Source organism: Mycobacterium sp. (assembly GCF_035623875.1).
Taxonomy (GTDB): Bacteria; Actinomycetota; Actinomycetes; order Mycobacteriales; family Mycobacteriaceae; genus Mycobacterium.
The window spans coordinates 1-10,753 of sequence record NZ_DASPSP010000224.1 but is presented as its reverse complement, the minus strand read 5'-3'; the positions used below and the strand labels follow the sequence as shown (position 1 = coordinate 10,753).

The following is a 10,753-nucleotide window of genomic DNA, read 5'->3' as shown; positions in this document are numbered from 1 at the left end:
TGCTCACCTCGCCGCAGCGATCGGTTGCCACGGCGACGACGGTGGCGATCCTGATCTATGCAGGCCACAACGTGGTCGCTACGTTCGCATCATTGGTAGCCGGACCGTGGTTTGACCGTGCGGGTCCGCGGGTGGTGTTCGCGACAGGCGCTGTCGTATATGTCATCGCATACTGCGCTTTCGCTGTCGGTTCGTATAGTGTGCTCGCCGTTGCGGTTGCATTCACAGCGGCCGGAGCGGGCATCGGATTTGCCGAACCCACGGAATCCGCAGTAATTGCGCAGCTGCTGCCGGACCGGTTGCGCGGCAGCGGGTTTGGGGTTCTGGGAGCGGTGAAGGCTGTCGGCGACCTTGTGGCCACCGTCGTTGCCGGGTTGCTGTACACCCTGTTTTCGCCTGCGGTGGCGTTCGGCTACGCCGCCGCCTGGATGGTCGCGGCGGCCATCGCTTCTGGCACGCTGCCTCGTCCGGCGCAGTGAGGAGCGGCGGAATGGATCACCAGGTGAAGCGTCGTTTCTGCTCGGTGACCTCCTCGGCGGTCATCAACCCGGAGTCGGCCAGCTTGGCCAGTAGCGATTGCGCCCGAGTGGCCAGCTCACGCAACTCGGCAGCTATTTCTGCAACCGGCTCGGCCAGCTGTCGCTGGGCTGGCTTTGGGTTTTCCCGGCTCCGAACTCGGGAACGATGAGGACCGGACGATTACTGCGGCGCAATAAGTTTCGCGCGACGTTGCCGGTGATAATATGCCCGATTGCCGCGCTGATGCCTTGTTCCGGCCGACCGACAATCAACATTAAAGCGCCGTGTTGGTTAGCCGCTTCCAATAACGCGGTAGCCGGATCACCTTGGAGCCGATGATAGGTCCACTGCACATCACCGAGGGCGTCTGCGACATGCTGACGTTCAGCGTCGAGGTCTTCGGTGCCGGCATCATCGGCATCGTCGACAACGTGGACGACATGCAGTGGCACGTTCAGGGCGTCGGCGAGTTCACCGGCGAAGACTAAAGCGGCCCTGCTGGCTGGGTGGCGGTCGTATCCGATAACCAAAACCACGACAACCTCCTGCATTGCACTGAGCAGGAACCATCAGCCTGGACGGCGGTTGGGGTCGTGGTTGCGCACCCAGGCGGAGATCCATCGCCTCGGTAGCAAGCCTAGGCGATGGATTGAGTACCTGTTGCGATTGACCGACCACCTGAACACTTGCCTTCCGGTTTCCACGGGCGGGGCCGTCGGCCATTTGCGATGCAACATCGTGTTTGGCTTGACCACGGTTAGGAGTCGTTGATTAACTGGCATCGGCGATGGAGCCCGCCCGGAGTCTCGACTTCCGAACCGCTACAAGGCTGATGGCACCTGCGAACGGAGGAGTCGCAGGTGGCGCGCGCCAATTTCGGCTTGGGCTGCTTCCTGGGGTGCGCGGTCTCGGGTCTCGCGCTGGCGGAAAGCCGGCGCCTGAGGCCACGCGTCGGCCGTCGACGTAAGCAGGGCGAAACCGCGCGCCGGCCACCAAAGCACGGTGACCCATGACGGAGCTGCGGCTGCCGGTCATCCAGGCGCTACAGGTGGCCACTGTCGTCACCGGAGCGCCCGCCATCAGCGGATTCATCTCCTGGTTCGAGGCCCGCCTGCGAGGCCGGCGAGGCCCACGAATTCTGCAGCCTTACTTCGATTTGGCGAAGCTCTTCCGCAAGGAATCGCTCGTGCCGCCGGAAGCCAGCCTACTGTTCCGCCTGGCGCCGTTCGTATCGTTCGCGTGTTATCTGACCGTACCGATGCTGATTCCGGTGCTCACCAGCTACGCGCTGCCTTTGGGATATATGGGTGACATCCTTGGCGGCGGATTGATTCTGGCTTTCGCCAGCTTCCTGGTCGCCGCGGCCGCAGCCGAAACCGGCGACGCCTACGCGCAATTGGCGTCCAGCCGAGCCAAGACATTCGCAGCGATCACCGAACCGGTGATGCTGCTGGTCTTTTTTGCGGTGGCGCTGATCACCACGACCGACCTGCCTTACGTCGTCGGAGCCACCGTTCGTAGCGGACCCGCCCAGATCGTGCGTCCGGCGCATTTGCTCGCCTCCGCGGCGCTATTCATGGTCATCCTGTACGAAACGGCGCGAATACCCGTCGAAACACACACCGGAACAACCGAATTCGGAATGATAGAAGCGGGGCGGCCGTTCGAGTACTCCGGGCCCGACCTCGCGCTGCTTCATTGGGGTTCTGCCGCAAAACAGTTCGTGCTCTACGTTATTTTGTGCAACGTCTTCGTCGCGCCGTGGGGGATGGCCTCGACCCGGTCTGCTCTCGATGTAGGGCTTGCCATTCCCGCACTTGTTGGCAAGGCATTGTTACTCGGTTGCATCATCGCGGTCCTGGATAACAGCTATGCGAAGTTACGACTCTTCAAGATAAGCGAATTCGTCTCGGCGGCGTTGCTGCTAGCGGTGTTGGCGGTATTCACCCTCTACCTGGGAGGCGGCTGATGGTGCTGGCGGTCAACGAGTCTGTTCCCAGCGTCTTCGAGGGCATCGCAAATACGGTGGCGTTGATTGTGCTGCTGCTGGAGTTCGGGATGCTGCGCGCATCTCTGCTGCGCGGCCAGGTACGCCTCTACGCCGGGCAGTCCTTGGCGGTCAGCATCCTGGCGGCTGTCATCGCGTTCGGCCGCGACGTTCCGGAACTGTATGCACTGGCCGCGCTGTCACTTCTGCTCAAAGCCGTTGTGGTGCCGCTGGTGGTTGTCGGGCTACTCCGGGAAGCGAACGAAGAGATCGCCGGTAGCGGAGTTTTGGGTGTGGCCAACGAAGTGCTGATCTCGATCGCGGTCGGCGCGTTCGGATTCTTTGCAGTCGGTGTCCTGGCCATTCATTCCCCCGTGCTGCCCACCGTCGCACTGAGCTTGTCGGTGGCGGTGGTGCTGGTGGCCTTCATCCTGATGATTGTTCGCCGCGATGTGGTAAGTCAGGCGATCGGGTTCTTCTCACTGGAAAACGGTGTATCCCTGGCAAGTCTGGTGGTTGCCGCAGGCATGCCGCTTATCTTGGAGGTGGCGTTCCTGTTCGATCTGTTGGTCGCAGTCGTCGTCTTCGGCGTCTTGATGCGTACCCATCACCGACGAACACGGTCGCTTTCCACCGAGACGCTTGACCGGCTGAGGGGATAGCCAATGAGCGTCGTGATGGTGTTGCTGATCGTGCTGCCGCTGGTCGCCACGCTGGTGTGTCTGCGCGCTCCGCATCGCGTCGCCGCCTCGGTGACCGCGGTGACAGGCATCATCTCTTTCATCCTCGCGGTGGCACTGGTGCCAGCGGCCAAGGGCCACACCATCACCGGGCTGCACTACTTGCGCGCTGATGCGCTGTCGGTGATCTTTCTGCTGGGAACGTGTTTTCTCTACGCAGTCGTCGGCCTGTATGCCGTCGGTTACCTGGCCGACGAGGAGCGCGCAGTCCGCTCCGAGACCGCCGAGCAACAGGCATTGTTCGCCCACCACAGTGCCCGGTTCTACCTAGGGCTCAACGCGTTTGCGTGGTCGATGATCTGCGCTCCGTTGGTCAATGGTCTCGCGTTGTTGTGGATCGCCGTCGAGATCACCACGGTCGTCTCGGCGCTGCTGGTGGCACTCGACAACACCGAGGGGGCAACCGAGGCGGCGTGGAAGTACGTGCTGATTGCCTCGTCCGGGTTGGGCATCGCGCTGCTAGCCACCATCTTCATGTACTACGCGGGCGCGAAAGTCCTGGGCGAGTCCTACGACCTGGCATTCGATCCGTTGATCAGTGCTGCGGGACAATTGCCGCAGACGCCGATACGTCTGGCGTTCGTGCTTGCCGTTGTCGGATTCGGCACCAAAGTGGGTTTCTTCCCTGTGCATACCTGGCTGCCTGACGCGCACGCCGAAGCGCCGACGCCAATCTCGGCACTGCTGTCGGGTTCGCTGCTGGCCGTCAGCTTCTATGCGATCCTGCGCTACTACCAGATCGCCGCGGGCACATTGCAAACCCGGTTCCCGCAAATCGTGCTGCTGGTTTTCGGCGTGCTGTCCTTGTTGCTGGCCGCGCTGTACTTGCTCGAGCAACGCGATATCAAACGGCTGCTTGCCTATTCCAGCGTGGAGCACATGGGCATCCTCGCGATCGGCATCAGCTTCGGCGCACCGATCGCTTTGTCTGGAGTGTTGTTGCATGTGCTGGCCCACGCCGCCGCCAAGGGCAATGCATTCATGGGCGCAGGAGTACTGGTGCGCAAGTTCGGCACCAAGGAGCTGGGCCGGATGACGCGTGGGATCGAGTTGCTGCCCTGGTCGGGACCGTTGTTCCTAACCGCCGTGCTGGCGTTGTCGGCAATGCCACCATTTGGGTTGTTCCGCAGCGAATTTCAGATCGTGACCGGTGGTTTTGCCCATGGCCGCAACGTGTTTACCGCTGTGCTGGTATGTCTGGTTACGCTGGCATTCCTGGGTCTCAGCCTGGCCACCACACGAATTTTGTTCCACCCTGAACCCGACGAATCGACAGATGCTGCGCCGGTACTGACGCGTGGTGAACCCAGCCAATGGATGGTGACACCTGTCGTCGCCGGAGTGTTGGTGTTGTTGGTCCTGGGATTGGCGCCGCCGCCGGATCTGCTAGACCTGCTGAATTCGGGTGCTCGTGAACTGCTAGCGGGTGCACCGTGACCGCGGCCGCCCTGACTATGGTCGTCGACCTGCCGCTGGACAAGTGGCGTGATCGGATCACGGGCCGCGTTGGCGGCGGAGATCGGTTCGCGGGCGTATACGGCACCCACAGTGGTGACGCAGCGTACTTGCATGGATTGTTGGTCGGCGGTTCAGTCGTCAGCTGCCTGCGCACGCTGATAACGCCGGACGGCGAGGGATCGCTGTCTTACCCGGCGTTGACACCTGATGTGCCGGCGGCGTTCTGGTATGAGCGGGCGCTGCATGATCTATCGGGTGTGGTGCCGACCGGGCACCCACGGTTGGATCCACTGCTGCTGCCTCGCCACCCCGGGCAGCCAACGCCCCGGCCCGGCCATCCCGAACAGGACAGGCTCGACAGGCACATCCACTCCAGCGCTGCCGACCAACATGGACCGGTTGATGTCAGTGGCTATGGAGTTTTCACGTTGCCGCTCGGCCCGGTGCGCTCCGGAGTCTTCGAGTCGATCGAGTTCCTCATCGAGACGCCCGGCGAAGACATCCCGCACCTCAACATCCGCCCGCACTACAAACATCGCGGTATAGCCAAACGCTTCGAGGGGCTATCTACTGCAGACGGAGTCCTGGTCGCTGAGCGGGTCGAGGGCATCGCGTCAGTCGCGCACGCCCTCGCGTTCGCTCACGCCGCGGAAACCCTGGCCGAGGTGGCTCCGCCACGGCGGGCGGGCCTGCTCCGCGTGATCCACGGTGAGCTGGAACGCCTGGCCAACCATCTGGACGTGGTGACCCGGCTTTGTGATGCCGCCGGACTGGCGGTACCGCACGCCCGCTTCGGCTGGCACAAAGAATCCATCATGAGACTGGTATCGAGACTGTGCGGCAACAGGTTCGGGCGCTCGGTAGTTCGCATCGGCGGCGTGTTCGCCGAGCCGCGACTGCAGCCCGCCGACGTCGCACAACAGTTGGGGCTGATCGTGCAACGGATCCACCGCGATCGCAACGCGCTGATGGTCGACGCGTCATTTCTGGACCGGCTGCGCGGCACCGGTCATCTCGATCCGGCGCTTGCGGCCTCGCACGGCGCACTGGGCCCGGTGGGACGCGGTTCGGGTTGCGATGACGACTCACGCCGCCGCGTCTACGACGGCTACCGGGAGCTTCCGTTGGTCGACGGCGCCGCGGTGGACGATCACGGTGACGCACTGGCCCGGCTGCGGGTGCGGTGGTCGGAAATCGACAGCGCGGTCGAGTTGATCCAGCGCGCCTGCGACCGGCTCTCGGGTCTGTCTGACACGACGTTGGCCGTCGAGGTGCCGACGGTCGACGGGATTGCACTGGGCTGGGCCGAGGCACCGCAAGGTGAAGTGCTTTACAGCTTGGAGGTCCGCGACGGCCTGATCGGGCGGTGCTTCGCCAGGTCGGCCTCGTTGCACAACATGCTGCTGTTTCACGATGTCTTCAACGGGGACGTGTTCACCGATTTCCCGTTCATCGAGGCAAGTTTCGGGCTGAGCTACGCCGGGGTGGCGATGTAGATGCCGTGGGTGTTCAAAGGTCTGCGCAACGGGATTCTCACCACCCGATGGCCCAAACGCGCCGACAGCTACTTCGACAGCTTTCCCGCAGCGGTAAGCGTGGTCGACGGCCCGAAGGCCGCGACGTCTGACACGGTCACCCAGGCAGCCGTGGCATGCCCGACTGGGGCAATTTCCGCTCAGGTGCGGCCCCGACTGGACCGGGGGCGCTGCATCTTGTGTGGGCGTTGCGTCGAGGTGGCACCCCAGTGGTTTCAGTGGCAAACAGGGGCGGCAACAGCGCAGCTGAGCCGAAATGCCTTGGTGGTCGGGGAAGTCGACGAGACCGACGAGGCGCTGGTCGAATTGCGTGCGAGCCTGGCACGGCGCGTCCAGTGGTTGCGGCGTTCGGTGCATCTGCGTCACATCGATACCGGGTCGGACGGAAGTGACGAATGGGAAATCGAAGCGCTGACCAACCCCGTCTACGACCTGCACCGGCTGGGAATCTTCTTCACCGCGAGCCCCCGCCACGCCGACATCCTGCTGGTGACCGGTATCGGGGCCGCGGGCATGATGGAACCCTTGCGTCGCACGCTGGAGGCGATGCCGAACCCAACGGTGGTGATCGCCGTGGGTACCGACGCCGTCGGCGGCGGACTCATCGGCGGCGGATACACAGGCGGCGAAGGCATCGGTGACCTTGTCCCCGTGGATGTTTGGGTGCCCGGAGCCCCAGCATCACCGTTCAGCGTCCTGCACGGCATCCTGCTGGCACTGGGCCGAGTCCCGTTGCCCGGACCCGGGAGCGCGCGATGATCGCCACGGGCCTGGTGCTGTTGGCCGCGGCAGTGCTGATCAGTTGGTGCGCCGGACTCGCTGCCGCCGCTGACACCCAGAGGCGCTTGTGCGCAGCCGCGTGGACGATGAATGTCGCTGCCGCAACGCTGTTCGTGATCGCCGGCGCTTTCGGACTGGCCGGAACCCGTCAACGCGTCGGCCTCGCAGGGCTGGCCGGTCTCGGGCCGGCCGGCCTTTGTGTTGACGCGCTCGCTGGACTGTTTCTGGTCATCTCCTTCGGCGTCGCGATTCCCGCTTTGATCGCCGCGGCCGCATCCGGCAATCACAGCCGTCCGCGCCTGCCTGCAGCGGTCGGCATTGCGCTGGCCGCAGTTGCGGTCATCATCACCACCGACAACTTGTTCATCCTGCTGTTCGGCTGGGAACTGCTGACCGTCGCCTTCTACCTGTTAGCAGGCTACGACCGCGATCTGCCCAGCAGAGCCAACGGCTCGATCATCACAGTGGTCTTCGGAAAAGCCAGCGGCGCAGCAGTGCTGATGGGCGCGCTGCTATTGGCCAGCCGAACACACTCCTTCGCGTTCAGCGCCGGTGCGGTAGATCCGCACAGCGCTGCCGGCCAAGCCGCATACGCGTTGCTGATGTTTGGATTCGGTGTCAAGGTCGGACTGGTTCCGGCGCATGTCTGGATGCCACGCGGCTACACGGCGGCTCCAGGTCCGGCTCGCGCCATAATGGCGGGTGCTGCAGTCAATGTCGGGTTCTATGGCATGTGGCGCACCTTGAACATTCTCGGATCTCCGCCCGTATGGCTGGTGTGCGTGGTGCTTGCCGTTGGGGGAGTAACCGCGATCCTCGGGATCGCGCACGCCGCGGTCAATCCCGACCTTGCGGCGTTGATCTCGTGGTCGAGCGTGGAGAACGCCGGCGTGATCACCACCGGATTCGGTGTCGCGCTGGTGGGCGCGTCAGTTGGTCAGCCAAAGTTGGTCGCTGCCGGGCTGGTTGCCGGCACCGCCCAGGCGATGGCACATGCGCTTGGCAAGACTCTGTTGTTCGTGTCAGCCTCGACGATCGAACAAGCCACCGGCACAACTGATCTCGATCGACTCGGCGGCGTTGTGCGCCGGCTGCCTTGGGCGGGCACGGGTTTGGCGATCGGATCGCTGACTTTGGCCGGGCTGCCGCTAACCGCGGGGTTCGCGTCCGAGTGGTTCACCCTCGAGGCGCTGATGCAGCAATTCCGGGTTTCTAGCCTCGCCATGCAGCTAACCAGCGCGGCGACAGGCGCATTGATCGCCTTGACGATCGGCATCGCCGGCGTGACATTCGTGCGGGTGGTCGCGCTCACGGCCTTCGGTCCCGCCCGCATGGATCAGCCGCCGATCGATCCCGCCTGCGCGCGCCCGGACCGGCAATGGCCCTACCGTTTCGGCGTGGCCGTGCTGGTGGTGGGTTGCCTGGGTGTCGCGGCAGTCGCACCGCTGCAGGTTCGCCTTATCGGATCCGGGCTTGCTCCCATCGTCGGTGACCAGGCCGCCGGCGCCAACGCGAAACCATGGGTGCTGCAACCGGTATTCGACGATTTTTCAGCCCTGTCACCGACTTGGCTGTGGATCGTGCTGCCGCTCATGGCTGCGCTTATCGCCGGATTCGCGACGCTATTCGCTGGCCGAAACCCGTTCCGTGCGCGTCGGGTGACGCCGTGGTCGTCGGCGTCACCCGGGGTAGACCGCGGAGTGGGCTACACGTCCTTCGCCTACGCCAACCCGGTACGCAATGTTCTCTCCAACGTGCTGCTGACCAGATCTGAACTCTTTAAGACATCGGCAGAACCCAGCGCCACTCGAGCGGTCTCAGGCTTAGTCACCTACCGCGTCGACGTTGTCGATCTCGTCGAACGATATTTCTACCGGCCGCTGATCGCTGCCTTGCTGGTCGTATCGCGATTCGCTCGAAGCCTGCAGTCGGGCCGTCTCGACGCCTACATGACCTACATGCTGATCGCGGTGCTCGCGGTTTTGGCGGTGGTGATCGCGACGTCATGAGGTTAGGCAGATCAATTAGACGACAGACCGAACGCCAAATCTGGTGCTGCCGTGGCGATCTCGAGAAGACGATTGTATTTGGCCACGCGTTCGCCGCGTGCCGGGGCGCCCGACTTGATCTGACCGCAACCCGACGCCACCGCCAGATCGGCAATAAACGAATCGTCGGTTTCACCCGAACGATGCGAAATCATCGCCCGATAGCCTGCGTCCCGGCAAACCTTGAGCGCCTCAAGGGTTTCGGTCACCGTGCCGATCTGATTGACCTTGATCAGAGCGGCATTGGCGACGCCGGCGCGTACCCCGGATGCGATGATCTCGGGGTTGGTCACAAAATTATCGTCGCCGACCAGTTGCACCCGATCACCCAGCGCCTCGGTCAGCTTCTGCCAGCCCACCGTGTCGTGCTCGCCCATACCATCTTCGATGCTCCAGACCGGGAACCTCGCGACGATGCTCGCGTAGCGGTCGATCAACTCGTCGCTCGACAACGATTGCCAGCCCAACTGGTAGCGGCCATCGCGGTGAAATTCGCTGGCGGCCGGGTCCAGCGCGATGGCGACGCCGTCACGCCCGGCGGTGTAGCCAGCGTCGCCAATGGCTTTGGTCAGCAGCGCCAAAGCCTCTTCTGCACCATCGACATCAGGTGCGAATCCACCCTCGTCGCCCAACCCTGTTGCAAGGTTACGAGCGACCAACGTCGATCGCAGGCGGCGATACACTTCAGCGCCCGCACGGACCGCTTCCTGGAGCGAGGGTGCCCCGAGCGGGGCGATCATGAATTCCTGAAAGTCAAGACCGTTGACCGCGTGGGCGCCGCCGTTGACGATATTGAAGTGCGGAACGGGAAGCCGCGGAACTACCCCTTGAGGAATCAGCCACTGCCACAACGGTTGTCCCGCCTCGAGTGCAAACGCCTGCGCGGCAGCCATCGATACCCCAACGATGGCGTTGGCGCCCAACCGCGACTTGTCGGGCGTGCCGTCCAGTTCGCGCAAGGTCTGATCAACCTCGTCCAGCCTGCTGAACGGCCGACTCGTCAGCGCCTCTGCGATCGGCCCGTTGACGCCGGCCACTGCCTTGAGCACGCCCAGACCCCCGTAGCGCTCGTCATGGTCGCGCAACTCCACCGCCTCCCGGCTGCCGGTCGACGCCCCGGACGGTACACCGGAGTGCACTTGCCTTCCGTCCGACAGCGTCGCCCACACCGACAGCGTGGGCCGACCCCGCGAGTCCAGGATTTCGATTGCCGAGATCGACGAAAACTTGACGGCCACTTGAGTTCCTCCGCGTCCGGGATCAATCCGGCGCAGCGGTTTGGCGGCCGGGTCGACCTTCATCAGTTGCGCAGGGACCGTTGGCCGTCTATATCAGACGCGCGGTTGTGGCGGGCCCCACCGCCATCTTCGTCCCAACCTACCAGCAGGCTCGGCTGATCGGGATGTTTTCCATCATCGCAGACACGTTCAGCGGGGGGCTCAGGATCGACTGCAGTGAAAACGCTTTTATCACAAGGGAGGTAGTGGTGGTAGACGAAGAATGTCTCAAGCTCAGCGCGTACTTTGGTGAGCGTCAACGCGAGGATCGTCGCTTCGTGGCCGAGACGATGCTCGATATATACGAACAACAACGCGTCGCAACCAGCATCGTGCTCCGCGGTATCGCCGGTTTCGGGTCGCGCCGCCACTTTCGAACGGACCAGTCCCTGAGCCTGTCAGAGGACCC

The 10,753-nt window shown here is 63.6% G+C and carries 10 protein-coding genes and 2 riboswitches; of the genes, 8 read left to right on the top strand and 2 right to left on the bottom strand.

Annotated features, from left to right (window positions below; genetic code table 11):
• The coding region (locus VEI45_RS18340) for an MFS transporter (RefSeq protein WP_324855763.1) at nucleotides 1–479 on the top strand (479 nt) is incomplete at its 5' end.
• Between the two features lie 132 nt (nucleotides 480–611).
• Here the strand turns inward: VEI45_RS18340 and VEI45_RS18335 are convergent.
• On the bottom strand, nucleotides 612–1,070 hold the full coding sequence (locus VEI45_RS18335) for a universal stress protein (RefSeq protein ID WP_324855762.1): 459 nt from the start codon (nucleotides 1,068–1,070) through the stop codon (nucleotides 612–614).
• 2 nt (nucleotides 1,071–1,072) lie between these two features.
• Nucleotides 1,073–1,153, bottom strand: a riboswitch (Fluoride riboswitch).
• Nucleotides 1,154–1,293: 140 nt separating this feature from the next.
• A riboswitch (Fluoride riboswitch) is annotated at nucleotides 1,294–1,368 on the top strand.
• A 160-nt stretch (nucleotides 1,369–1,528) separates the two neighbouring features.
• On the opposite strand from VEI45_RS18335, the gene VEI45_RS18330 reads away from it, so the two are divergent.
• Genes VEI45_RS18330 through VEI45_RS18305 form a run of 6 tightly spaced genes read left to right on the top strand, consistent with a single transcriptional unit; the run spans nucleotide 1,529 to nucleotide 9,028 of the window.
• Nucleotides 1,529–2,488 (top strand): respiratory chain complex I subunit 1 family protein, encoded by a 960-nt coding sequence (locus tag VEI45_RS18330; RefSeq protein ID WP_324855760.1) that lies wholly within the window; start codon nucleotides 1,529–1,531, stop codon nucleotides 2,486–2,488.
• Entirely contained in the window at nucleotides 2,488–3,168 is a 681-nt protein-coding gene (locus VEI45_RS18325; RefSeq protein WP_324855757.1) for a hydrogenase, read from the top strand. The genes VEI45_RS18330 and VEI45_RS18325 overlap by 1 nt, the downstream gene beginning before the upstream one ends.
• Before the next feature lie 3 nt (nucleotides 3,169–3,171).
• Entirely contained in the window at nucleotides 3,172–4,683 is a 1,512-nt protein-coding gene (locus tag VEI45_RS18320; RefSeq protein ID WP_324855756.1) for a proton-conducting transporter membrane subunit, read from the top strand.
• Nucleotides 4,680–6,200: an NADH-quinone oxidoreductase subunit C gene (locus VEI45_RS18315; protein ID WP_324855754.1), complete on the top strand. Its 1,521-nt coding sequence runs from the start codon at nucleotides 4,680–4,682 to the stop codon at nucleotides 6,198–6,200. The genes VEI45_RS18320 and VEI45_RS18315 overlap by 4 nt, the downstream gene beginning before the upstream one ends.
• On the top strand, nucleotides 6,201–6,998 hold the full coding sequence (locus tag VEI45_RS18310; protein WP_324855752.1) for a ferredoxin: 798 nt from the start codon (nucleotides 6,201–6,203) through the stop codon (nucleotides 6,996–6,998).
• Nucleotides 6,995–9,028: a proton-conducting transporter membrane subunit gene (locus VEI45_RS18305; protein ID WP_324855750.1), complete on the top strand. Its 2,034-nt coding sequence runs from the start codon at nucleotides 6,995–6,997 to the stop codon at nucleotides 9,026–9,028. Before VEI45_RS18310 ends, VEI45_RS18305 begins: the two co-directional genes overlap by 4 nt.
• An 11-nt stretch (nucleotides 9,029–9,039) precedes the next feature.
• Here the strand turns inward: VEI45_RS18305 and eno are convergent, their stop codons facing one another.
• The gene (gene eno / locus VEI45_RS18300) at nucleotides 9,040–10,305 is read right to left on the bottom strand and encodes a phosphopyruvate hydratase (RefSeq protein ID WP_324855748.1); all 1,266 of its coding nucleotides are present in this window, start codon (nucleotides 10,303–10,305) and stop codon (nucleotides 9,040–9,042) included.
• 80 nt (nucleotides 10,306–10,385) lie between these two features.
• Between eno and VEI45_RS18295 the strand changes: the two genes are divergently transcribed.
• A partial coding sequence (locus VEI45_RS18295; RefSeq protein WP_324855746.1) for a DUF190 domain-containing protein occupies nucleotides 10,386–10,753 on the top strand: 368 nt, incomplete at its 3' end.

What these genes read in the sequence shown, in the direction of transcription:
- VEI45_RS18335 (WP_324855762.1), bottom strand. Translation starts at nt 1,070, where the DNA reads ATGCAGGAGGTTGTCGTGGTTTTGGTTATCGGATACGACCGCCACCCA.
- VEI45_RS18330 (WP_324855760.1), top strand. Translation starts at nt 1,529, where the DNA reads ATGACGGAGCTGCGGCTGCCGGTCATCCAGGCGCTACAGGTGGCCACT.
- VEI45_RS18325 (WP_324855757.1), top strand. Translation starts at nt 2,488, where the DNA reads ATGGTGCTGGCGGTCAACGAGTCTGTTCCCAGCGTCTTCGAGGGCATC.
- VEI45_RS18320 (WP_324855756.1), top strand. Translation starts at nt 3,172, where the DNA reads ATGAGCGTCGTGATGGTGTTGCTGATCGTGCTGCCGCTGGTCGCCACG.
- VEI45_RS18310 (WP_324855752.1), top strand. Translation starts at nt 6,201, where the DNA reads ATGCCGTGGGTGTTCAAAGGTCTGCGCAACGGGATTCTCACCACCCGA.
- VEI45_RS18305 (WP_324855750.1), top strand. Translation starts at nt 6,995, where the DNA reads ATGATCGCCACGGGCCTGGTGCTGTTGGCCGCGGCAGTGCTGATCAGT.